The organism is Janthinobacterium sp. 67, from assembly GCF_002797895.1.
Taxonomy (GTDB): Bacteria; Pseudomonadota; Gammaproteobacteria; order Burkholderiales; family Burkholderiaceae_D; genus Janthinobacterium.
In genome coordinates, this window is the sequence record NZ_PGES01000001.1 from 1,253,783 (window position 1) to 1,274,869 (window position 21,087).

Below are 21,087 nucleotides of genomic sequence, written 5' to 3' on the forward strand. Positions count from 1 at the left end.
CATGCACAAGCAATTTCCTGCCGCCAGAATGCTGGCCGCTACCTTCGCCGCAGCGCTGATGCAGCCCGCCGTCGCCGCCGAAACCGCGGAACTGGCGCCAGTCGACGTGGCCAACCTGTACATCAAGACCATCATCAACCAGGATGAAGCGAGCGTCGCCAAGCTCAACGCCTACCTGCGCCCCACCCGCCTGGCGGGCCAGCAAAGCGCAGAATACGCGTCGTACAGCGGCTTGAAGGAAGCGGATGCCAAGTTCCCAACGCAAACGGGCAAGCTGATCGCCGACCTCTTCCCCGCCGCCATGCGCGCGGCCGTGACGCCGGCCGCCGAACAGCTGGCGGCGAACGTCATCGCCGCGAAGAATGGCGCCGCATGCCAGGCTACCAAGGCGGCCCCGGTGACGGTGGAAAACGGCATCCAGACGGCCGCCGTCAGCTTCGAATGCCAGGTCGTCAAGGTGCCCGTGACATGGGCGACCGCCGCACAGCAACTGGCAAAGAGCGGCTGCAAGCTCGAGCAATGCAAGGCCGGCCTGGAAAAGATCGCCGCCACCTACACGAGCTCGCCAAAGCAGGCGTGGCGCGCCGTGTTTGCCGTCAGCCGCGAAAAGAACTCGGAAGCCTGGCGCAACGATTTCGCGCGCGAAACGTTCGATGAAATCTGGGAATACCTGTAATCGTGGCCTCGTTTACAATGGCTGGATGGATAAATTGACTCCGGCACCACAGCCCGCAGGCCTGGCCCTGCTGCGCATGCTAGCCCCCGAGCATGTGGAGGTCACGCTGGGCGCGCAAGTGCTGGCGCAGGATCTGCACGCCCTGCACGGTAAGCAATTGCTGGCGCTGCTGCGCCGGCTGCGCGCCGCCCAGTCCAACCAGCAGCACTATGCGGGCGCCAGCGTCGAGCAGGCCGAACAACAGTTCGGCGCCGCCATCGCCGCCGTCAAGGCCGAGCTGGCCACGCGCCCGCACATCCCCAACAAGCAGGAAGCGAAGGCCCTGCGCCAGGCGGCGGCAAAGAAGCGCTGATCGAGGCGCAAGCCGGACGTTCCGTGCGCGCAGGCACGCCGGCTCCCTCCTATAATCGGCAACTCTTGCTTCCGCTATTGAAAGACGCCATGTCCACACGATTTTCCCGCCACGCAGTCAGCTGCGCCATGCTGACCTTGTCCTGCCTGGCGGCCGCGCAGGCGGCCGACCTCCCGCCCATCGGCCCCGTCGACGCGCGCGCCGTCTGGCAGGAGCGTTCGCTGTCGGCTTGCCGCAGCGAGCAATCGGCCACGGCGCCCGACGTCTGCCTGTTGCGCACCATGCAGCGCAGCGGCGCGCGTCCGCAAGCCATCGCCGCCGCCAGGATGCTGATCAAGGCAAACAAGGCCGGTTTCATTTCCGACTGGCGCCCGATGGGCAAGGCGGCTCTGGCCACCGTCACCTATCCATTCCGCGCCAACACGAATGAAGGCACCTTGCTGATCGGCAGCGATGGCGCGGCCATCGACGTCGACGAAGATTCCGTGCGCGAGGAAGACCGCGCCACACCGGCCTGGCGCGCGTTTACCGCCGCCCATCCGGACTCCGTCCCGTTTGCGCCCGCCGATTTCATCGGCAGCACGGCTACCGACGATGGCGGCCAGCGCCTGCTGTTTTCCACGCCCCTGATCACCTGTCACGCCTGCGCCGAGGATGGTGCGCTGCTGGTCGCCTACACGATCGACAAGGCCGGTATTGTGCGCGATCGGCAACTCTTGACGATAAAATAATGCTGCCTCAAAGATAAGATAGAATCGCCCGATGGCATGTCCATACGCGTACATGTCATCGATCAAACTCTTATCACGGGAAAACATGCGCCGCTCTTGCCTTGCACTGCACCTCACCGCCGCCCTGCTGCTGTCTTGCCCCTTCCACCTCGCCACTGCCGCGCCCGCCGCTACCGCGACCTCCAGCGCGGCCACGCCGCTCGTCATCGGCGAAAGTTTCAGCATCGATTCGCAAGCGCTGCAGGAAAAGCGCCACATCAATGTGTACATGGCGCGCGCCTGGGATACGCCGCCCGATGCACCGCTGCCCGTGCTGTACATGCCGGACGGCGGCGTGGCGGAAGATTTTTTGCACGTGGCCGGCCTGCTGCAGGTGTCGGTAGCGAATGGCACGATGCGTCCCTTCATGCTGGTGGGCATGCAAAACACGCAGCGCCGGCGCGATTTGACGGGGCCGACGGACAGCGCCGAAGACCGCAAGATCGCCCCCGTGGTGGGTGGCGCGGCGGCCTACCGGGCCTTCATCCGCGATGAATTGATGCCGGAAATTAAGCGCCGCTACCGCACGACGGGCGAGACGGCCATCGTCGGCGAATCGCTGGCGGGCCTGTTCGTGGTGGAAACGTACCTGCTGGAACCGCAGCTGTTCAACCATTACCTGGCGTTCGACCCCAGCCTGTGGTGGAATCAGGGCGCCCTGCCGCGCCAGGCGGCCACGCTGATGGCCAGGGGCAAGCCAGGCAAGCACAGCTTGTACCTGGCAGCCAGCAGCGAAGCGGGCATCGCCATCGAAGTGCAGCGCCTGGCCGAGGTGCTGCAGAAACAGGCGCCACCCGGCTTGCAATGGCATGTGGAAAAGATGTCGGAAGAGACACACGGCACCATCTATCACCCGGCCGCCCTGAAGGCTTTCCGCGCCGTGTTCAAACCGCAATAAGCGGCCGGGCAGCAAGACATGGACAAACTGTAATCTGGCACGGGCGTGCCCGCCACTTCTGGCGGGTAAAATCGGCGGCCCTTCTTTCCCCGCCCGATTACAGATATCCATGAGTTTTCTTCAATTATTTATCCTTTCCATCGTCCAGGGCTTCGCCGAGCTGCTGCCCGTGTCCAGCTCCGCCCACGTCATCATGGCGGAAAAGCTGATGGGCCTGGACCCCACGTCGCCAGAACTGACCATGCTGCTGGTGATGCTGCACACGGGCACCATGTTCGCCGTCATCGTGTATTTCTGGAAATCCTGGCGCGCCACGTATTTCAGTTCGGCCAGCGCCTTCCGCAGCAATATCCTGCTGCTCGTGGCCGCCACGGCCCTGACGGGCATCGTCGGCTTCGGCTTGCTGAAGGGTATTACGCATGTCATGAGCAAGGATGCGCCCGGTTTTGAAATCGAACACCTGTTCGGCAACGCGAAACTGATGGCCGCCGCGCTGGCCGCCGCAGGCGTGCTGATCATTGTGTCGTCGCGCCAGCAGGCGCGCCAGCATGGCACCTTGTCCGTCGGCAAGGCGATGGTGATCGGCGCCGTGCAAGGCCTGTGCCTGCCCTTCCGGGGCTTTTCCCGCTCGGGCGCCACGATTTCCGCCGGCATCGCCATGGGCGTGCCGCAACGCCGCGCCGAAGAATTCAGCTTTGCCCTGGCCGTCGTACTGACGCCGGCCGTGCTGGTCAAGGAAGGCTGGCGCTTCTACCAGGCCGTGACAAACGGCAGCCTGGATCACCTGGAACACGGCAACAGCGTGCTGCACCTGCTCGGCCCCAGCCTGCTGGGCATGCTGCTCTCGTTCCTGGCCGGCTTGCTGGCCCTGCGCTGGCTGTCGCGCTGGCTGGAACAGGGCCGCTGGCATTTCTTTGGCGCGTATTGTCTGGCCGCTTCCTTGGTCGTCTTGTACGTAGGGTAAAATCGCCGGGTTTATAGTTTGCAACTTACCATCCCAGCCAAGTTTTACAGAAAGCCAACGATGAATTTCGCCGCCACCGCCGCCCTCTCCCTTGCCATGTCCACCGATGCCTTCGCGGCCGCAGTGGGCAAGGGCGCCGCCCTGCACAAGCCGCAATGGCGCGAGGCGCTGCGCACGGGGCTGATCTTTGGCGTCATCGAAGCCATCACGCCCATCATCGGCTGGGCCCTGGGCAGCGTGGCGGCGCCCTACGTGGAAGCGTGGGATCACTGGATCGCCTTCAGCCTGCTGGGCATCATCGGCTTGCTGATGATACGCAACGCCCTGGGCGATGGCGACGAGGAGGAAGCGCCGGCGCAATCGCACTCGTTCTGGGTGCTGGCCGTCACGGGCCTGGCCACCAGCATCGACGCCATGGTCGTGGGCGCCGGCCTGGCCTTGCTGGGGGCAAATATCGTCGTGACGGCCGCCGCCATCGGTTTTTCCACCTTCGTCATGGTCACCCTGGGCGTGATGCTGGGCCGCGTGCTGGGCACGATGGCGGGACGGCACGCCGAACTGGTGGGCGGCCTGGTACTGATCGTCATCGGCTGCGTGATCTTATACGAGCATATCGGTCACCCGGCCTGAAGCCTGGGCCGATGCGCGCGGCCCCGGCGGCGCGCTTTGTGCTACATTCAACACTCTGCATTCCTGTCTCACAAGGTGACCATCATGGAAACTATTGAGCTGATTTTTGCCTCGCTGGTGCGCGAAACGGCCGAATCGATACGCGACCACCACGTCCCTTTTGCCATCAAACACGACGAGCGCGCCTATTTCGAGTGGATGGATGGGCACCCGATCAATGGCTATATCCAGGAAGCGTATCGCGAGATCGAAGAAACCGCACAACAGATCCGCGCCATTCGCGCTGGGTGATGACGCTTGCCGCAAGCTACTGCGCGGGGCGCTTTGCGGCTGGCGATGCTCACCGCACCAAAGTGCGGTTGCGCTTCTCGGCCACACATCACCGACGCTCGCTACGCTTGCAGCAAGCGTCGTGACGTACGTTGGAAGGTGGTCAAGAATGTGGGCATTGATTCAGATCAAACACTCAGCTGTTCGATACGCTTAACAAGGTCTGGGCCACCACAATCAGGTCTGGAGGCGGGAGACATGGATCAGGAACAAAAGCACCAGATCAGGGGGTATGAATTTCATGTGGCGGGGGCGCTGGAGAAGGATGGGCGGTACCGGGGCATGATTTTGGTCAGCAAGCGCGGCGATACGCAGCAGGTGTATGCGAAGCCCGTGCTGATTGAAACACCGAGCAGTTTCAAGTCCGTGCATGCGGCCTTGATCGAGGCATCGGCGTATGCCCAGGAACTGATCTATAACGGCGCCATCCAGGCGCTGCTGCCAGCCGAGGCGCCGGCCGCCGGAAAACAGGCGCCGCAGCCGCCGGATTTCGTCGGCAACTGACGCTGGTTCCGCCAGGGCGGCGCGTATAATGACGCGCTTTCCCGGATGAAAACTCAACACCATGGAATTTGTGAATTTACCGCTCGTCTTCCTCGTCGGCTGCGCGCTGATCGCCTTGCTGGCCAAGAAAAACGGCTACTCGTGGTATCTGTTTTTCTTCGCGATTGCCGTGCCCGCTCCCTTTTTACTGCTGGTCTTGCCCCATGTGCTGGGCGTGGAGACGGCTTCCCTGACCGCCGTACGCCTGGGTGCCGCCCTGCTGTTCCCGCTCGCAGGTCTGCTGCTGGCCCTGCGAGGCAAGCGCTAAGGCCGCTTTAGCGTAGCTGCACGCCATCGGCCAGGCGCCAGCCGATCGACAGGGCCAGTTGCTGCGCCTCTTTCTCGTTGCTGCAATCGTCGTAATCGCAGGTATCCGCATACGCGCCGCACGCCTGGTTCTGGCTGATATACGAGCCGACCCAGCGGCCATCGCGGCGCTGGCTGGCCGTGGCGCTGATGATAAAACCTTTGTGGATGGTGGGATTTTCAAAAGACATATTTCCTCCGAGGCGAGAGCCTACTGTGCGCCCGTGCGTCCAAGCAGTCTGTACGTTTGATCACACACAGGAAGCACGCACGCCTGCCCGCGCGGCTTTCGGCGATCAGGTATGATTTGGCCATGTGTGGACGACTCGATCAACATGACACGGCGCCCGTGCTGGCGTCCTCGTTCGGCTGGACCGACGCGGTGTTCAACAGCGAGGCCGAGCCGCACCTGAACGTGTCGCCCGGCACTTACCGGCCCGTGCTGCACGTCCAGGATGGCGTGCACAAGGTCGACGACGTGTTCTGGGGCTACCGCCCCGCCTGGGCCGCGCAAGCCGTGCCCGCCCCCGGCAAGAAAAAAATTCCCATCGCCATCAATGCCCGCCTGGAAAAACTGGCGGGCGCCTACTGGAAGCCCTTGCTGCGCGCGGGGCGCGGCATCGTCTGCGTGAACGGATGGTATGAATGGACGGGAGAAAAAGGCAGCAAGCAGCCGTGGCACATCCACCGCAAGGACCGCGCGCCCCTGTTCCTGCTGGCGCTGGCCCAGTTCGGTCCCTACAAGGTCAATCGCGAGGAAGCGGGCTTCGTGCTGGTGACGGCCGACAGCCTGGGCGGCATGGTCGACATCCACGACCGCCGCCCCGTCGCCGTCAGCCGCGAAGACGCGCAGCGCTGGCTCGATCCCGCATTGACACCCGAGCAAGCGCTGCACCTGGCACGCACCTGCATGCTCGATGCGGAACTGTTCGAGTGGCATGCCGTCGATAATCCCCTCGTGCCATCGGCCAAGGCCAAGCCGCCACCACCGGCCGCGGCGCAAGGCGCGTTCGACTGGGGAACGGATTAAGGTAAGCGCGCCAGGCGGCGCCACAGCGCTTCCATCGGCCCCTGGCGGAAGTGCCGCAGCCAGTAGCGGCTCAGCAGCAGTTGCCCTGCCATCATCACGATCGCCAGGCCCAGCATCTCGGCCGGACGCAGGCTTGCGCCCCAGCCCAGGCCAGGCCCCTGCAGCAGCCACGTGCCGATCAGCGATTGCAGCAGATAATTACTCAGCGCCATGCGTCCCACGGGCGCCAGCCATGCGGCCAGCCAGCGCAGCAGGAAGGGGCCGGCCAGCATCAGCGCCGCCACGTAACCGGCCGCCAGCACGGGGCCGCCGGCGAACAGGCCCACTTCGAACAGGGCCGTATCGAGCACGGTCTGATATGGATCGGCCACCTGCCACGCGACGGCCCCCGCCGCCAGCAGGTTGAACGGCAAGCCCACGCCCAGCCCCACGGCACGCACGCGGCGCCACAGGCGCTGGTGGCGCTGCGGCTGCGTGAGCCAGCCCAAGCGCACGGACAAGATGCCCAGCAGGAACAGCACGATGATGTGCGGCAGCATGACGGCCGCGTACAGCAGGGAGACGAGGAAATCGTTGGCGCGCAGCCTGGCCACGGCCCAAGCGCCGCCTTGCGTGTAGATCGCGTAACGTTCCGCGAAGCCTTGCAGGTCGCGCGCGATGTCCGGCGCACCGCCCTGCTGGCCCACGGGAATGAGCAAGCACATGAACAGCAGAAAACCGGCCGCCACCAGCCAGGCGCGGTTGCGTATGCGGCTCAGTTTGGCCGCTGCCAGCGGCAGGATCAGCATGCCGGCCACCGCATACGAGGTCAGCACGTCGCCGCTCCAGATGAGGAAACCATGCAGCAGGCCAAACACAAGCAGCCAGCGCAGCCGGCGCCGATAGGCCGCTTGCGCCTGCTCCCAGCTGCCCAGCTGGCGTTGCAGGGAACGTGTCTGCAGGGCAAAGCCGGCGCCGAACAGAAACGCGAAGATGGGATAGAACTTGAATTGCGCCAGCGCCGCCACACCAAAAATGACGAGCTGGTCCAGCACGGGCGGCTCTGCCGGCAAGGTGCCGTAGCGCAGGGACAAGGTGCCCCAGGCAAAGCCCCAGATATTCACCAGCAAAATGCCGAACACGGCGATGCCGCGCAGCACGTCGAGCTGCAGCAACCTGCCGGGCTTGACGCTCAGTGAGTTCAGGGCCGCGCCAGGGTCGGGTAATCGGTGATCTGCAGGCTGAAGCCGGACGCATCCGATTGCAACCGCGCATGGCCGCCAAACGGCAAGGTGACCCGGCGGCGGATATGGCCGAACTCGAGTCCCGTCAGCACGGGCACGGGCAGGCGTTCGCGCACGTAGGCCAGCATGGCGTCGAAATCGTAACCGTTATCCATGGGACTCAATTTATAGGCGGAAAAGTCGCCGAGCACCACGGCTTGCTGGCGCTGAACCACGCCCGCATGCAGCAATTGCAGCAGCATGCGCTCGACCCGGTACGGATGTTCGTTGACGTCTTCCAGGAACAAGATGCCGCCATCGATCTCGGGGAAATACGGCGTACCAAGCAGATGCACGAGCATGGCCAGGTTGCCGCCCCACAGCTTGCCTTGCAGTTCGACCTGCGGATTGCCCGCCGCCGTACCCGTGACCGTATGCGTGGGACCGGCCAGGCAGGACCACAGCTGGTCCAGCGTGAATTGTTCGGGCTCGTCACGGATGAAATCGTCGCACACCATGGGGCCGGCAAAGCTGGCGCGGCCCGTTTTCGCCATCAAGCCCATGTGGAAGGCCGTGAAGTCGCTGTAGCCGACAAACAATTTACGACTATCGGCCATGGCCTGAAAATCAATGTCGGGCAGGATGCGGCTGATACCGTAGCTGCCGCGCAAGGCGATCACCACTTGCACGTCCGGGTCGGCTGCCGCCGCGTTCAGCTGCGCCAGGCGGCCCGCATCCGTGCCGCCGAAGCGCTGGAATGTGTGCTCGGGATCGTAGTAATTGTGGACGGTGGCGCCTTGCGCCTGCAAGCGGGCGATGCCGCGTTCCAAAGCCGCCGCGTCGGGCGCATAACCGCCCGGCGCGACGATGGCGATGCCAATCTCAGGTGTCTTCAAAATGCCCGTGCCTTAAAAAAATGGTGGCGCGCCTAGGCTGGCTGGGAGCGCATCTGGGGCGCCATCTTACCTTGCAGATGCACATCGATCAAGGCGAGCAGGCGCTCGATCAGCTGGGGCGGCATGTCGTGCCCCATGCCTTCGATCACCTCGAGCCGGGCGCCCGGGATCAGCGCCGCCGTATCGATGCCGCAGGCGACGGGGATCAAGGGGTCGGCCGCGCCATGAATCACCAGCGCCGGGCAACTGATGGTTGGCAGCAAGGCCGTGCGCTCGCCCGAGGCGGCGATGGCCACCATCTGCCGCGCCACGCCTTCCGGGCAGCTGCCCCGCTGCAGCGCCGCCTCGATGCGCTGGTACAGCAGCTTTTCCGACACGGGATAGGCGGGACTGCCGATGACGCGCACGGTGGCCGCCATGTGCGCCATCAGTTCGGCGCGGCTGGCATTGCGTTTCGGGCGTTGTAGCAAGGCATTGCGCGCGGCCCGCGTGGGGCCGGGCAGGCCGCGCCGTCCGCTGCTCGACATGATGGACGTCAGGCTGAGCACCTGCTGCGGCGCGCGCGCCGCCATCACCTGCGCGATCATGCCGCCCATCGACACGCCGATCACGTGCGCCTGTGCAATGCGCAGGGCCGCCAGCAGACCGAGCGCGTCGTCCGCCATATCGTTCAAGGTATAGGAAGTTTTCAGGGGCCAGCCGAGCAGGTTTTTCACGTAGGCCAGGGGCAGATACGGCTTGCCCGCCTGCGCCATCTTGCTCGACAGGCCGCTGTCGCGGTTGTCGAAACGCAGCACCCGAAAGCCTTGCTCGACGATGCCTTCGACGAAGTCCGCCGGCCAGGCAATCAGTTGCATGCCCAGTCCCATGACCAGCAGCACGCACGGATCGTTGGGGTCGCCGTGGCTTTCATAAGCTATGTTGAGGCCGTTCGCCATGATGGTTGCCATGATTGCCTCTCTTACAGGAACCAGCACGCAGGCACGATCGCTGCGGCCTTGCAAGCAGCATACCACTATTGTGCTTCAGACATGAGACCGGCACGCGGCACTCACACTGAAGTGTTGCCGCGCCGATACGGCGCGCGGCAACTGTGCTGCAACTTACTTGGCCTTAGGCAAGGAATCGGCCAAATTCACCCAGCTTTGCGGCTGCGGTTTGCCCCGTTCGCGCACGCCGAAGAAGGAGACCACTTGCGTGCCGTCGTTGTCGAAGAATTCGACCGAGGTGACGCCGCCGCGCTTGACGACCCAGCCGCTGCGCAACGCCGTGTCGCGGATGTGCAGGTTGAAGTCCGGGTCCAGCACGTTGAAGAAGCCGCCGGCGGCCATGGTTTTTTCGATCTTGCCGCTGTAGATCTGCGTCAGGCCGTCATTGCCCAGGAACACCATGATGGCGACCTGGTCCTTGGCCGCGTTTTCCAGCAGCGTGCGCAGCGCTTCAGGCTTCACGCGCTCGACGACGCCCGCCGGCGCCAGGCGCAAGGCCTGTTCGCGCGACAAATGGAATTCGCGCATGATTTGCGCAAACTGGTGCACGTCCGTCATGTCTTTCCAGGCCAGCTGGAATTCCTTGACGTCGATCTCGGCGTCCGGCTTTTCCGCCGCTTTCGGCGCCACGGCCAGCACGTTCAGTTCCGCGCTTTGCTGCGGCATGCGGAACGTCGCCACCAGCTTGTCGTAGACGGCCACGCCGGGTTCGTTGCGCAGGTAGATTTTATGCACGGCCGTGCCGTTGGCGTCAAAAAATTGCAGACTGCGCGTGGGCTTGCCATCGCGGCCAGCCTGTTCCACGGCAAATGCATATTTCCAGTTTTCAAAGTGGAAACGCAGGTCGATTTGGCCGCCCAGGTAGCCGCCCGCGATATTGCGCTGGCGCGCTTCCGTTTCCGGATCCTGCTTGGCGTCGGCCTGTTCCGACTTGTCGCCTGCCTGCTTGAACTTGCTGGCGACGCCCGTCGTTTCAATGACGCCGTTTTCATTGCGCGTGATCGCTTGCACGATGCCCAGGTCCAGCGCGGCACGCATGATTTCGCGCGGTTGGTTGCCGTCGGCCTGCAGGCGCGTGACGCCCTTGCCGATATTGGTTGCCAGCAATTGCGCTTCGGACACGCCCAGCGCGCGGGCCGCGTCGCGTATCTGCAGCTTCGGCTGTTCCGTGCGCAAGGTGGACCAGCGTTCCGCCAAAGTGGCTGGGGCCGCGTATGCGTTTGCGATCAGCAGGCTGCCTAGCAGGGATAGAACGAGTTTGGATAACTTCATAGAGAGACCATTCAATCAAACATGGAAAAACAGAGGGGCAAGCACCCCTCCCCGGTAAAAATTCAGAAGTTCAGGCTCAGGCTGGCCGCCACATTGCGGCCCGGCTTGGCGTAGCGCTCGATCTCGGCGCGGCTGGCGGCCGTGGTGCCGGCGGCCAGGCTGCGCGAAGCGGCGTAATCCCAGTACTTGCGGTCCGTCAAGTTGTACACGCCGACGACGATCTTCGCGTTCTTGTGCACGTTCCAATAGGTCGACAGGTCGAAGATGGTGTACGACGGCACCGTAAACAAAGGCCCCGCATCGCCGATCAGCAGGTTTTCCGGCGCCTGCTTGGCGCCCGCATGCACGGCCGTCAGCGCCAGGCCGAACAGCTGGTTCGCATGGTCATAGCCGAAGGTCAATGCCGACTTGGCCGGCGCCACCGAGTTCAGGCCACCGCTCTCGCCTGTCCGCGTATTGAAGGAGCGGCCCTTGGCCACGCCCGTCGCCAGGTCGACGTGGTAGCCCTGCATGGCCGGCGCCCAAACGCCCAGTTCCGCGCGCAGGGTCAGCTCGGCGCCCCAGGTGCGGGCATTGCCGATGTTTTCCGGGCGGAACAAACCACGCGTGATGGTCGGGTAGTTCACCGGATCGTCTTTTTGCATCACATAGTCGACCATGTCCGTGTATTCCGTCTGGTACACGGAGGCGTGCATGCTCAAGCCCTTGACGACGTCGCCTTTCAAGCCCAGTTCATAGGCCTTGCTCGTTTCCTTGCGCAGGTTGGCATTGCCCAGCACGGCATAACCGGTACCGGCGCCCGTATAGCTGAAGGAATCGTAGGTGCCCGTGCGCTCGGCCGCCGTCGGCAGGCGCGTGCCGCGCGTGAAGGTGGCGTAGGCGTTCATCTGCGGCAGCACTTCCACGGACAGGCTCAGGCTGGGCGTGAAATACGTGTCGCTTTCCTTGCGCACTTCCCTGGCCGCGTTCGGCACGGCGATCGCATAACTTTGCAGGTTTTTCGGCTCGTTCTTGCGGTAATCGGCGCGCAGACCCGGCGTCAGCACGGCTTTCTTGCCGGCCAGATTGAAACTGAGATCGTCGCGCACGTACAGGGCCAGCTTGCTCGTGTCCATGTCGGCCATGCGATTCTTGTTGGTGACCTGATGCTGGCCCGTGGCAACGATGACCCGGTCTTCGCGCCACGGACGGCGCGTTTTCAGCTGTTCCAGCTGCACGCCGTACAGCAGCGCGTTGTCGGCATTGAGCTGCTTGAACGCTTCCGAGCTCAAGCCGATGCTGTCGTTCTTGAAGTTGGTCTCGATGGAACGGCGGGCCGGGCTGCCGAAGGTGTAGAGGCCTTGCGTCTGGTCTTCGGTTTTTGCATTCTGCAGATACACTTTCGACGTCAGGCGGTCGAACAGGGCGAAATCCTTGAGCACCACGTCGTGGCCCAGGCTGACGCGCGTGCGCTTGGTGGTGGAATCCTGCTGCACGCCCGTCGGATAATACGTGCTGACCTTGCTGCGCAGATCGCGCTTGTTCTTGCGCTCGAACATGTCGACCGTCAAGTCCAGCTTCTGTTCACCCGGCAAGGTCCACACCAGCTTGGACAGCAAGGCGTTCGAATGCCAGTCATCGGGATTGGGCGGCGTGGTGCCGCGGCTGTCCATCTGCTCGCCATCGCGGTGCACGTACACGGCCAGGCCTTGCAAGCTGGCGCCGATCCGGGCGGCGCCCGTCAGGGTGTGCGCATTGCTGCGGTCGGCCGTGGCGCGGCCGTATTTATAGGCCACGTAATGGTCTTGCCCTTCGCCCAGGTAATCCTCGGGCGACTTGGTGACGAAGGCCACGCCGCCACCCAGGCCGGGGCTGGCGCCGCTGACGGCCGTCGTGCCCGAATCGATGCGCACTTCGCGGAAGGTTTCAGGATCGAAATAATCGCGGCCCGTGCCGAAGGCGTTGAGGGTATTGGCATCGGGCTTGGGCGCCGCATCGGGCAAGGCAATGCCATCGACATCGAGGCTGACCCGGTTGCCTTCCAGGCCGCGGATATTGTAGCCCGTATTGCCCGAGCCATCCCACACGCTGCCGCTGCCCGAGGCCGCCGCCGGCGCGCTGATCAAGGGCAAATAACGCACGATGCCGCCCATCTCGGTGACATTGCGGCGCTCCAGGTCTTCCGCCGTCACAACCGTCCTGGTGCCGGCGCGGCGCGCGTAATCCTGCTGGGCGTTGACGACGATTTCCGGGAAGACGGGCAGCTTGGCCGGTTCTTGCGCCGCCACGCCCGCATTGATGGCGGCCGTTTGTGCGGTGGCAGGCAGCAAGGGCGCCGCGAACAAGCCCAGCAAGGCGGCACGCAGCACCAGGTTATGGCGGCGGGCAGGCAGATGGGCTGGGGATACGACGGGTGCAGCGGTGCGCTGCAAAAGCACAGTAGTCATGATGATCCGGTCTAAGAGTAAAGGCTGGCTCTTGAACCCGGATCGATAACGATGCGCAAGGGAAGTTTGCTGGCGAAAACAATACTGTAACACGAATCATTCTCATTTGAGAATGGCAATTGGTCTAGTCAGATGTTATTTCGCAACAATTATAAAAAATGCCAGCCGGGATGGCTGGCATGCCGGGAAGGCCCATGGCGGCCCTGCCCTATTCCGCGGAACGCTAGCCCTGCGGATTGGCCAGCTTGCGCGCTTCGGCCTGGGCGCGGCGGCGCTCGGCAAAGAAACGCTTGAGAAACGCGCCGCACTCGTCGGCCAGCACGCCGCCTTCGATGGCGGTCTGGTGGTTCAGCGCCGGCTGTTCGAACAGGTTCAACACGGAACCGCAGGCGCCCGTCTTCGGGTCGCCTGCGCCATACACGACGCGCGCCAGGCGCGCATGCAGCATGGCGCCCGAGCACATCACGCACGGTTCCAGGGTCACGTACAGCTCGCAGCCGGGCAAGCGGTAGTTGCCCAGCTTTTCGGCGGCTGCGCGCAAGGCCATCACTTCCGCGTGCGCCGTGGGGTCGTGGCGGCCGATGGGCTGGTTGTAGCCGACGGCGATGACGACGCCATCCTTGACGACAACGGCGCCGACAGGCACTTCACCGAGCTCCCACGCGTGCTGTGCCTGCTCCAGGGCCAGCTGCATGTAGCGCGCGTCCTGCGCGCCAGCGTGCGTTTCAGTCATCGGTCACTTCTGCCCAGCAATTTGGCGTTTCATGCAGCACCAGTTTATGCAGGTGCAAGCCCGTGCCGAAATGGTCGGTAAACGCCGCCTTCAGGATCTCGAAGGCGATGCGCGCCAGGTTTTCCACGGTCGGGATGCGGTCGATGACGACGGTCTTATGGTCGGGCAGGCTGGCCAGGAAGTCGCGCACGGCCGTGTCTTTTTCGTAGACGAGGAAGGCGTGGTCCCAGACGTCGACCAGATGTTGCTTGGCCAGGGTTTTCACGTCGGAAAAGTCCATGATCATGCCATTGTCGGAATTGCCTTCCGCTTCGATGACCTTGCCGACCAGGGTGATTTCCACCGTGTAGCGGTGGCCGTGCAGGTTGCGGCACTGGCTTTTGTGGTCGGGAATGCGGTGGCCCGCGTCGAATTCGAGCTTGCGTGTGATAGTCAGCATGTTATTTTATTAAGGTATTTGCAGGAGTTTATGGGTTTGCAGGCTCAGCTTCCACTTCGGGTTGCTTTTGCACGTTTCGATGGCCAGCTTCATGTTGTGCGCGGCCAGTGGGCCATCCATCGCCTGCACGAAGAAATTCTCGAAATCCAGTTGTTCGTAAGCAGCCAGGTCTTGCTGGAACTGGGGAATCACCACCTTGATTTCGTTGCCTTTGTGCACGACCAGGGTCGATCCCATCTTCGGGCTGACGCAGATCCAGTCCACGCCGGCCGGCACGGGCAAGGTGCCGTTGGTTTCGATGGCGATGGTAAAACCGACCGCGTGCATGGCGTCGATCAGGGCCGTGTCCAGCTGCAGCAGTGGCTCGCCGCCCGTAAACACCACGTATTTGCTCGGCGCGTAGCTGGCCGGCCACAGGCTGTCGATCAGCGCGGCCAATTCCTGCGGCGTCTTGAACTTGCCGCCCAGTTCGCCGTCCGTGCCGACGAAATCCGTGTCGCAGAACTGGCACACGGCCGTGGCCCGGTCGCTTTCGCGGCCCGTCCACAGATTGCAGCCGGAAAAGCGGCAAAACACGGCCGGACGGCCCGCGTGCGCACCTTCGCCCTGCAGGGTATAAAAAATCTCTTTGATGCTATAAGTCACTGTATTTCCTAAGAGCTGGCTGGCGTCCTCGCGCAGGGCGTACGCAGCGATGCCGGCGCATGCCGCCGGAACCGCAAAAGCCGATTGACAACCCTCTATTATATGCCGCCACGACACTTCCCGTGCAAATGCCGTTCCCGTCACCTGACCTGGCGGCGCCAATGGGCCGGAAAGCCACAGCGTCACGCATAATTGCGCAGCTTTTGCGTTTAGACAATATTAATAGCCATGGGTTAATATATTTTCTGTAATAACATTGCCTGTTGGAAAACATTTAGGAGCGAGGAAATGATGCAACGCTGGCTACGCCTGCCGTACCTCCTGAGCATTCTGGCCTGCCTGGCGGCCAGCGCACTCTCCACCGTGCACGCCGGATACGCGGCCGGGCCGGTGCCGCCGGCCGGCGTCGCCCCACCCTTGATGGTGGCTTGCGCCGTCCTGCTCGGCGCGCTGGCGCTGTTGCTGTGGCGCCAGCACCGCCAGGCGTTGCGCCTGCAGGCGCTGGACCAGCTGCGTGAGGACGCCGAACAGGCGCGCCTGACCAGGGGGCAACAACAGGCGCGCGAGCAGGAGCGCCTGCGCATCGGGCGCGACATCCACGACGACCTGGGCCAGCATCTGCTGACCCTGAAGATCGACCTGTCCATGCTGCAAACCGGCACGCATGGCGCGGCTCCCCACCTGGCGCAACAGCTGGCCGTGATCGCGCGCAATGTCGACCTGACCATCGCGGCGCTGCGCTGCGTCATCCATGACCTGCGCCCGCCCGCCCTCGACGCGGGCCTGCGAGCGGCGTGCGAGCAACTGCTGGCCGACTTCACGCGCACCACGGGCATCGGCTGCGGCTGCGACTACCGGCTCGATGCATCCGCCGGCCGCGCGCATGACGCCTTGCTGTACCACGTGGCGCAGGAAGCGCTGGCGAACATTGCCCGCCATGCGCGCGCCACGCATGTCCGGCTGTCCTTGCAGCAAACGGGCGCCACCGTGACTTGCCGCATCAGCGACGATGGCATCGGGTTGTCGGGTTCGCCGCCGCGCCTCGGCTGCGGCCTGTCCGGCATGCATGAGCGCGTGGCCGCCGCGGGCGGCAGCCTGCACATCGACAGCCGCAGCGGCGCCGGCACCACCTTGCGCGTGTCGCTCCCCTTGCCGATCTGCCATGATGAAACGTTGGCCCACCATTGAAATATTGCCCAATATCAACATCATCGGCGCGCCACGCTGCATCATGGTCTGCGAGCCAGCCCCATTCACGCCCAGGAAGGACGCTTTCATGCCGGATAGCCATGCACATGCCAGCCCATCGCCATATGGTGAAACCCAGGGTTTCGCCGTCAAGATGATGGAATTGCTGGTCGTGCCCACCTTCGTACTCGACGTGCATGGCAAGGTGATGATCTGGAACCGCGCCTGCGAGCAGCTGACGGGGGTGCCGGCGGCCGAAGTGCTGGGCGCGCGCGCGCCGGGCCGCTGCTTCTACAACGATGAGCGCCCCACCCTGGCCGATTTGCTGCTGGCCGGGCGCGGCGGCGACGTGCGCACCCTGCACGCGCAGCAGCAATACCGCAGCGGCACGGGCAGCAATCTGTGCGCGGAAAACTGGTGCGACATGCCGCGCACGGGACGGCGGCGCTACCTGGCCGTCGATGCCAGCCCCATCTACGGCAATTACGGCGAGCTGATCGCCGTCGTCGAAACCCTGCGCGACATGACGGAGGAAAAGCGCGCACACGTGGAACTGGAACGCCTGGCCACGCGCGACGGCCTGACGGGGCTGGCCAACCGGCGCTGCTTCGACGACACCCTCCTGGCCGAGTGGCAGCGCGCCCAGCGGCAAGAGCAGCCCCTGTCGCTGCTGATGGCCGACGTCGACAATTTCAAGGCATACAACGACAGCCACGGCCACCAGGGCGGCGACCTGTGCCTGCGCAAGGTGGCCGGCGCCGTGGCCAGCGAAATGCGTGCCAACGACCTGGTGGCCCGCTACGGTGGCGAAGAGTTTGCCGTCATCCTGCCGAATCAGTCGCTCAAGGGCGCGGCCATCGTGGCCGAGCGCATCCGCCAGCGCGTCGAGCGCCTGCAACTGCCGCGCCAGCGCGCCGACGGCGCCTGCGTTACCGTGAGCATCGGCGCCGCCACGGCCCTGCCCGGTCCCGGCACGGAACTGGGGCAGCTGATCCACACGGCCGACTGCGCCCTGTACCGCGCCAAGCACCTGGGCCGCAACCGCATCAGCCTGCCGGAAACGACGCTGACGTAAACAACAAGTACCAGCATCAGGAAACACGACCAAATTTGGTGTATATTTAGTCCTGTCGCACATTTCAATCGCGGAGCTACCATGAACCTCAAGGAACGCATCAAGCCGATTTCCTATCTCAAGGCCAATACGACGGAGATCGTCAACGGCTTTGACGCTGGCCAGGACGAGCCCATCATCATTACGCAAAATGGCGAAGCGAAGATGGTCGTGCTGTCCATGCACGCGTATCAGGAAGGCAAGCGGCAGGCGCGGCAGATGCAGGAACAGCATGCGTTCATGAAACTGGTCGCCATGGGCAACCAGGACATCGCGCGCGGCGACGTGGTGTCCGAAGAAGACTTCCTGTCCAGCCTCGACCAGGCTTGAAATGACGCGCATCGCCGTGCTGAAAAGCGCGCAAGCCGATTTCCATGAGCTGCGCAGCGACTTCAGGGCGCGCCATACGGCCGCCGCCCATGCGCAGTTCATCTGCGCTTTCCGGCAATTATTCTCTGATCTGAAATCCTTTCCCGACAGCGGCGTGCCCGTCGAGGCCGCCCGCGAAGTCGGCATGGATGTGCGGCAACGCCTGTGCGAGGATATCCGCGTCATCTACCACCACGACCGCGCGCACGACATCGTCTACATCCGCATGTTCCTGCCCGTCCGGCGCGATTTTCTGAGCCACCTCACCAAGCGCATCCTGCGGCCCGACTTCTAGGCCCTATGCAGGGCGGCACGAATCTTCTATGCTGCGGTGTTGCACTTTCCACATTTCCAAAAAGAAGGAGCCCCCGTGTCAAGAATCATGCCTGCCTTGTTACCCGCTTTCGCCCTGGCCCTGTCGGCCATGGCCTCGTCGAACCTGGGCGCCGCCCCCGTCAAACCGGCCACCACCCACAGCGCCGCCGCCAGCAAGGCCGATTTGCTGCCATTCAAGGCAACAGAAAAGACCCTGGCCAATGGCTTGAAGATCATCATCGTGCCGACCGGCTTTCCGAACCTCGTCTCGCTGCAGATACCCGTGCAGACGGGCTCGCGCAATGAAGTCGAGCCGGGCAAGTCCGGCTTCGCCCATTTCTTCGAGCACATGATGTTCCGCGGCACCAAGGCGTATCCGCCCGAAAAATACCAGGAAGTCATCACCCGCGCCGGCGCGCGCCAGAACGCGTATACGAGCGACGACCTGACCAATTACCACACGACGTTTGCCAAGCAGGACCTGGAAACCGTGCTGAAGGTGGAAGCGGACCGCTTCCAGCACCTCGACTACGCGGAAGACGCGTTCAAGACGGAGTCGCGCGCCGTGCTGGGCGAGTACAACAAGAACAGCGCCAATCCCGTGTCGAAACTGTTCGAAGTGATGCGCGACAGCGCCTACACGACGCATACCTACAAGCATACGACGATGGGCTTCATCCAGGACATCGAGGACATGCCGAACCAGTACGCGTATTCGAAGCTCTTCTTCGACCGCTGGTACCGTCCCGAGCGCACCACCATCATCATCGCCGGCGACGTGGAGCCGCAGCAAGCCATCGCGCTGGTGGAAAAATACTGGAGCGGCTGGCAGCGCGGCAAGCAGCAGGCGGCCGTGCCCGTCGAGCCGAAACCGCAAGGCCCCGTCTACAAGCACGTGGCCTGGCCCACGCCGACCCTGCCGTGGGTAGCCGTCGGCTTCCACGCGCCCGCGTTTTCCGTCAAGGACAAGGACCAGGCGGCACTGGCAACGTTGCTGTCGCTGTCGTTCGGCCGCACCTCGCCCCTGTATAAACGCCTGGTGCAGAATGAACAGAAGGTCGACCAGTTGTTCGACATGACGCCGGAGCGGGTCGATCCGACCCTGGCCGTGCTGGGCGCGCGCGTGAAAAACATCGATGACGCCGTCTACGTGCGCGACGCCATCCTGGCCACCGTGGCGCAGCTGCGCGACACGCCGGTGAGCGAGCAAGACCTGGCGGACGCCAAGTCGGCCGAAAAATACGGCTTGATACGCTCGCTCGACAATACGGAGCAGATCGCCGGCACCCTGGCGTCCTTCGTGCATTTCGACCGCTCGTATGCCACCATCAACCAGTACTACCGCCTGATCGATACGCTCACGCCGGCCGACCTGCAGGCGGCCGCGCGCAAATACCTGACGGACGAGGGCCTGGTGGTGACGACCCTGTCGCACCAGCCGATGGCGGCCGCCATCGCCACCACGCCGAAGCTGGCCAGCCTGCTGCCGGCCGCCTCGAACGCGAAGTTCGACGTGCTGGTGCAAAAGTCGGCGCTGCCGCAAATCCGCTACAAGCTGCTGTTTATGGCAGGTTCCGCGCAAGACCCGCAAGGCAAGGAAGGCCTGGCCGCGCTGACGGCCGCCATGGTGGCGTCGGGCGGCTCTTCCGAGCGCAAGATCGATGAAGTCAACCAGGCACTGTTCCCGCTGGCCGGCAGTTTCAGCCAGCAGACGGACAAGGAAATGACGACGTTTACGGGTTCCATCCACAAGGATAACTGGACGCAGTTCAACGCCATCGCCCTGCCCCTGCTGCTCTCGCCCGGTTTTCGGGAAGACGACTTCCGCCGCCTGAAAGATGCGCAAAAGAACGCGCTGCTGCTGGACCTGAAAGACAATAACGAAGAGGAATTCGCCAAGGAACGCCTGCAAACCAATGTGTACGCAGGCACGCCGTACGGCCACCCCGTACTGGGCACGGTCGCCGGCATCGACGCCATCACCCTGGACGACGTGAAACAGTTCTGGAAGAGCGCGTATGCGCAAGGCGCCGTCAAGGTGGGCATGTCCGGCGACGTCTCGGATGCCATGACGGCGTCGCTGACGCAGGCGCTGGGCAAGCTGCCGGCCGGTTCGGGCTTGCCGGCCACCGTGAAACCCGTGGGCCGCAAGGCGAACGGCCTGGAAGTGGAAATCATCGAGAAAAACACGCGCGCCACGGCCATTTCCTTCGGCTTGCCGCTGGACGTGACCCGCACGCACCCGGACTTCCCCGCCCTGTGGCTGGCCAAAACGTGGCTGGGCGAGCACCGCGCCTCGAATTCCTATCTGTACCAGCGCATCCGTGAAATCCGCGGCATGAACTATGGCGATTACGCCTACATCGAAGCCTTCCCGCGTGGCATGTACCAGTTTTTCCCGAACCCGAACCTGGGCCGCAAGGCGCAGCTGTTCGAAGTCTGGATACGCCCCGTGGCGCCGGACAATGCCCACTTCGCGCTGCGCGTGGCCCTGACGGAATTGGGCAAGCTGATCGACAATGGTCTCACGCAGGACGACTTCGCCACCACGCGCGACTACCTGATGAAGAACGTCTTCGTCATGACGTCGACGCAGGACCAGCAACTGGGCTATGCGCTCGATTCGCAATGGTATGGCACGCCCGAGTTCACCAAGCTGATGCGTGACGGCTTGTCGACACTGACGGTGGCGGACGTCAACCGCGCCATCAAGCAGCACCTGTCGGCAAAGAACCTGTCCGTGGTGATCGTCGCCAAGGATGCGGCCGGGTTGAAGGATAAGCTCGTCAGCGATGCGTTTTCTCCCATCAAGTACGACGGCAACAAGCCGCAGGCCTTGCTCGATGAAGACAAGGTCATCGGCGCGATGCAGCTGAACATCCAGCCTGCGGCCGTCACCGTGACACCGGCGGCGCAGGCGTTTGCCAGGTAAGCCGGCGCTGTATCAGCCCCATCCGATACAGGCCGTCGGATGGGATTTCTTTCGCACGGGCGCCTGCC

At 63.7% G+C, this 21,087-nt stretch carries 24 protein-coding genes; 15 read left to right on the forward strand and 9 right to left on the reverse strand.

Annotation, left to right across the window (positions count from 1 at the left end; all coding sequences use genetic code 11):
* Position 1: 1 nt before the first annotated feature.
* The 9 genes from CLU90_RS05635 (at position 2) to CLU90_RS05675 (ending at position 5,431) form a co-directional block, all read left to right on the forward strand.
* Positions 2 to 676: a hypothetical protein gene (locus CLU90_RS05635; RefSeq protein ID WP_092708692.1), complete on the forward strand. Its 675-nt coding sequence runs from the start codon at positions 2 to 4 to the stop codon at positions 674 to 676.
* A gap of 25 nt (positions 677 to 701) precedes the next feature.
* On the forward strand, positions 702 to 1,028 hold the full coding sequence (locus CLU90_RS05640; protein ID WP_092708695.1) for a hypothetical protein: 327 nt from the start codon (positions 702 to 704) through the stop codon (positions 1,026 to 1,028).
* An 89-nt stretch (positions 1,029 to 1,117) separates the two neighbouring features.
* Complete coding sequence (locus CLU90_RS05645; RefSeq protein WP_092708698.1) at positions 1,118 to 1,759, forward strand: hypothetical protein; 642 nt, start codon at positions 1,118 to 1,120, stop codon at positions 1,757 to 1,759.
* Between the two features lie 85 nt (positions 1,760 to 1,844).
* Entirely contained in the window at positions 1,845 to 2,696 is an 852-nt protein-coding gene (locus tag CLU90_RS05650; RefSeq protein WP_092708701.1) for an alpha/beta hydrolase, read from the forward strand.
* A gap of 109 nt (positions 2,697 to 2,805) precedes the next feature.
* The gene (locus CLU90_RS05655; protein WP_092708704.1) at positions 2,806 to 3,660 is read left to right on the forward strand and encodes an undecaprenyl-diphosphate phosphatase; all 855 of its coding nucleotides are present in this window, start codon (positions 2,806 to 2,808) and stop codon (positions 3,658 to 3,660) included.
* A 60-nt stretch (positions 3,661 to 3,720) separates the two neighbouring features.
* Positions 3,721 to 4,290 carry a manganese efflux pump MntP gene (gene mntP / locus CLU90_RS05660; RefSeq protein ID WP_100427403.1) on the forward strand — a complete coding sequence of 190 codons (570 nt, stop codon included), beginning with the start codon at positions 3,721 to 3,723 and terminating at the stop codon, positions 4,288 to 4,290.
* An 84-nt stretch (positions 4,291 to 4,374) separates the two neighbouring features.
* Positions 4,375 to 4,581: a hypothetical protein gene (locus tag CLU90_RS05665; protein ID WP_092708710.1), complete on the forward strand. Its 207-nt coding sequence runs from the start codon at positions 4,375 to 4,377 to the stop codon at positions 4,579 to 4,581.
* A 237-nt stretch (positions 4,582 to 4,818) separates the two neighbouring features.
* Positions 4,819 to 5,124: a hypothetical protein gene (locus CLU90_RS05670; RefSeq protein WP_139178115.1), complete on the forward strand. Its 306-nt coding sequence runs from the start codon at positions 4,819 to 4,821 to the stop codon at positions 5,122 to 5,124.
* Between the two features lie 61 nt (positions 5,125 to 5,185).
* On the forward strand, positions 5,186 to 5,431 hold the full coding sequence (locus tag CLU90_RS05675; protein WP_092708717.1) for a hypothetical protein: 246 nt from the start codon (positions 5,186 to 5,188) through the stop codon (positions 5,429 to 5,431).
* 7 nt (positions 5,432 to 5,438) lie between these two features.
* Here the strand turns inward: CLU90_RS05675 and CLU90_RS05680 are convergent, their stop codons facing one another.
* Positions 5,439 to 5,660: a hypothetical protein gene (locus CLU90_RS05680; protein ID WP_092708720.1), complete on the reverse strand. Its 222-nt coding sequence runs from the start codon at positions 5,658 to 5,660 to the stop codon at positions 5,439 to 5,441.
* Between the two features lie 122 nt (positions 5,661 to 5,782).
* Here CLU90_RS05680 and CLU90_RS05685 point away from each other — a divergent pair, with 122 nt between their 5' ends.
* On the forward strand, positions 5,783 to 6,499 hold the full coding sequence (locus CLU90_RS05685) for an SOS response-associated peptidase (protein WP_092708722.1): 717 nt from the start codon (positions 5,783 to 5,785) through the stop codon (positions 6,497 to 6,499).
* Here the strand turns inward: CLU90_RS05685 and CLU90_RS05690 are convergent.
* The 8 genes from CLU90_RS05690 to queE form a co-directional block, all read right to left on the reverse strand.
* Positions 6,496 to 7,653: a DUF418 domain-containing protein gene (locus tag CLU90_RS05690; protein WP_232731089.1), complete on the reverse strand. Its 1,158-nt coding sequence runs from the start codon at positions 7,651 to 7,653 to the stop codon at positions 6,496 to 6,498. The two genes, CLU90_RS05685 and CLU90_RS05690, sit on opposite strands and share 4 nt — an antisense overlap.
* Before the next feature lie 26 nt (positions 7,654 to 7,679).
* Positions 7,680 to 8,597, reverse strand: a complete 918-nt coding sequence (gene ldcA / locus CLU90_RS05695; RefSeq protein ID WP_092708729.1) for a muramoyltetrapeptide carboxypeptidase — start codon at positions 8,595 to 8,597, stop codon at positions 7,680 to 7,682.
* Positions 8,598 to 8,629: 32 nt separating this feature from the next.
* A complete protein-coding gene (locus tag CLU90_RS05700; RefSeq protein ID WP_092708732.1) occupies positions 8,630 to 9,547 on the reverse strand; it encodes an alpha/beta fold hydrolase in 918 nt (305 codons plus the stop codon).
* Between the two features lie 153 nt (positions 9,548 to 9,700).
* Complete coding sequence (locus tag CLU90_RS05705) at positions 9,701 to 10,858, reverse strand: hemin-degrading factor (RefSeq protein WP_092708735.1); 1,158 nt, start codon at positions 10,856 to 10,858, stop codon at positions 9,701 to 9,703.
* 62 nt (positions 10,859 to 10,920) lie between these two features.
* Positions 10,921 to 13,284 carry a TonB-dependent hemoglobin/transferrin/lactoferrin family receptor gene (locus CLU90_RS05710; RefSeq protein ID WP_100427404.1) on the reverse strand — a complete coding sequence of 788 codons (2,364 nt, stop codon included), beginning with the start codon at positions 13,282 to 13,284 and terminating at the stop codon, positions 10,921 to 10,923.
* A 223-nt stretch (positions 13,285 to 13,507) separates the two neighbouring features.
* Entirely contained in the window at positions 13,508 to 14,017 is a 510-nt protein-coding gene (tadA, locus tag CLU90_RS05715) for a tRNA adenosine(34) deaminase TadA (RefSeq protein WP_092708741.1), read from the reverse strand.
* Entirely contained in the window at positions 14,010 to 14,456 is a 447-nt protein-coding gene (gene queD, locus CLU90_RS05720) for a 6-carboxytetrahydropterin synthase QueD (RefSeq protein WP_035819191.1), read from the reverse strand. The genes tadA and queD overlap by 8 nt, the downstream gene beginning before the upstream one ends.
* A gap of 9 nt (positions 14,457 to 14,465) precedes the next feature.
* A complete protein-coding gene (gene queE / locus CLU90_RS05725) occupies positions 14,466 to 15,101 on the reverse strand; it encodes a 7-carboxy-7-deazaguanine synthase (RefSeq protein WP_034785949.1) in 636 nt (211 codons plus the stop codon).
* A 288-nt stretch (positions 15,102 to 15,389) separates the two neighbouring features.
* Between queE and CLU90_RS05730 the strand changes: the two genes are divergently transcribed.
* The 5 genes from CLU90_RS05730 to CLU90_RS05750 all read left to right on the forward strand — a co-directional run bounded on the left by CLU90_RS05730 (position 15,390) and on the right by CLU90_RS05750 (position 21,019).
* Positions 15,390 to 16,289, forward strand: coding sequence for a sensor histidine kinase (locus CLU90_RS05730; RefSeq protein ID WP_092708744.1), 900 nt, complete (start codon positions 15,390 to 15,392; stop codon positions 16,287 to 16,289).
* Positions 16,290 to 16,446: 157 nt separating this feature from the next.
* On the forward strand, positions 16,447 to 17,364 hold the full coding sequence (locus CLU90_RS05735) for a sensor domain-containing diguanylate cyclase (protein WP_442906732.1): 918 nt from the start codon (positions 16,447 to 16,449) through the stop codon (positions 17,362 to 17,364).
* 81 nt (positions 17,365 to 17,445) lie between these two features.
* On the forward strand, positions 17,446 to 17,733 hold the full coding sequence (locus CLU90_RS05740; RefSeq protein ID WP_092708747.1) for a type II toxin-antitoxin system Phd/YefM family antitoxin: 288 nt from the start codon (positions 17,446 to 17,448) through the stop codon (positions 17,731 to 17,733).
* A gap of 1 nt (position 17,734) precedes the next feature.
* Positions 17,735 to 18,067: a type II toxin-antitoxin system RelE/ParE family toxin gene (locus CLU90_RS05745; protein ID WP_092708750.1), complete on the forward strand. Its 333-nt coding sequence runs from the start codon at positions 17,735 to 17,737 to the stop codon at positions 18,065 to 18,067.
* 87 nt (positions 18,068 to 18,154) lie between these two features.
* Complete coding sequence (locus tag CLU90_RS05750) at positions 18,155 to 21,019, forward strand: M16 family metallopeptidase (protein WP_232731091.1); 2,865 nt, start codon at positions 18,155 to 18,157, stop codon at positions 21,017 to 21,019.
* Positions 21,020 to 21,087: the final 68 nt, after the last annotated feature.

What these genes read in the sequence shown, in the direction of transcription:
- mntP (WP_100427403.1), top strand. Translation starts at nt 3,721, where the DNA reads ATGAATTTCGCCGCCACCGCCGCCCTCTCCCTTGCCATGTCCACCGAT.
- CLU90_RS05665 (WP_092708710.1), top strand. Translation starts at nt 4,375, where the DNA reads ATGGAAACTATTGAGCTGATTTTTGCCTCGCTGGTGCGCGAAACGGCC.
- CLU90_RS05645 (WP_092708698.1), top strand. Translation starts at nt 1,118, where the DNA reads ATGTCCACACGATTTTCCCGCCACGCAGTCAGCTGCGCCATGCTGACC.
- CLU90_RS05635 (WP_092708692.1), top strand. Translation starts at nt 2, where the DNA reads ATGCACAAGCAATTTCCTGCCGCCAGAATGCTGGCCGCTACCTTCGCC.
- CLU90_RS05650 (WP_092708701.1), top strand. Translation starts at nt 1,845, where the DNA reads ATGCGCCGCTCTTGCCTTGCACTGCACCTCACCGCCGCCCTGCTGCTG.
- CLU90_RS05750 (WP_232731091.1), top strand. Translation starts at nt 18,155, where the DNA reads ATGCCTGCCTTGTTACCCGCTTTCGCCCTGGCCCTGTCGGCCATGGCC.
- CLU90_RS05735 (WP_442906732.1), top strand. Translation starts at nt 16,447, where the DNA reads ATGGAATTGCTGGTCGTGCCCACCTTCGTACTCGACGTGCATGGCAAG.
- CLU90_RS05685 (WP_092708722.1), top strand. Translation starts at nt 5,783, where the DNA reads ATGTGTGGACGACTCGATCAACATGACACGGCGCCCGTGCTGGCGTCC.
- queD (WP_035819191.1), bottom strand. Translation starts at nt 14,456, where the DNA reads ATGCTGACTATCACACGCAAGCTCGAATTCGACGCGGGCCACCGCATT.
- CLU90_RS05740 (WP_092708747.1), top strand. Translation starts at nt 17,446, where the DNA reads ATGAACCTCAAGGAACGCATCAAGCCGATTTCCTATCTCAAGGCCAAT.
- CLU90_RS05680 (WP_092708720.1), bottom strand. Translation starts at nt 5,660, where the DNA reads ATGTCTTTTGAAAATCCCACCATCCACAAAGGTTTTATCATCAGCGCC.
- CLU90_RS05675 (WP_092708717.1), top strand. Translation starts at nt 5,186, where the DNA reads ATGGAATTTGTGAATTTACCGCTCGTCTTCCTCGTCGGCTGCGCGCTG.
- CLU90_RS05710 (WP_100427404.1), bottom strand. Translation starts at nt 13,284, where the DNA reads ATGACTACTGTGCTTTTGCAGCGCACCGCTGCACCCGTCGTATCCCCA.
- CLU90_RS05655 (WP_092708704.1), top strand. Translation starts at nt 2,806, where the DNA reads ATGAGTTTTCTTCAATTATTTATCCTTTCCATCGTCCAGGGCTTCGCC.
- CLU90_RS05700 (WP_092708732.1), bottom strand. Translation starts at nt 9,547, where the DNA reads ATGGCAACCATCATGGCGAACGGCCTCAACATAGCTTATGAAAGCCAC.
- CLU90_RS05745 (WP_092708750.1), top strand. Translation starts at nt 17,735, where the DNA reads ATGACGCGCATCGCCGTGCTGAAAAGCGCGCAAGCCGATTTCCATGAG.
- CLU90_RS05730 (WP_092708744.1), top strand. Translation starts at nt 15,390, where the DNA reads ATGATGCAACGCTGGCTACGCCTGCCGTACCTCCTGAGCATTCTGGCC.
- CLU90_RS05640 (WP_092708695.1), top strand. Translation starts at nt 702, where the DNA reads ATGGATAAATTGACTCCGGCACCACAGCCCGCAGGCCTGGCCCTGCTG.
- CLU90_RS05705 (WP_092708735.1), bottom strand. Translation starts at nt 10,858, where the DNA reads ATGAAGTTATCCAAACTCGTTCTATCCCTGCTAGGCAGCCTGCTGATC.
- tadA (WP_092708741.1), bottom strand. Translation starts at nt 14,017, where the DNA reads ATGACTGAAACGCACGCTGGCGCGCAGGACGCGCGCTACATGCAGCTG.
- CLU90_RS05670 (WP_139178115.1), top strand. Translation starts at nt 4,819, where the DNA reads ATGGATCAGGAACAAAAGCACCAGATCAGGGGGTATGAATTTCATGTG.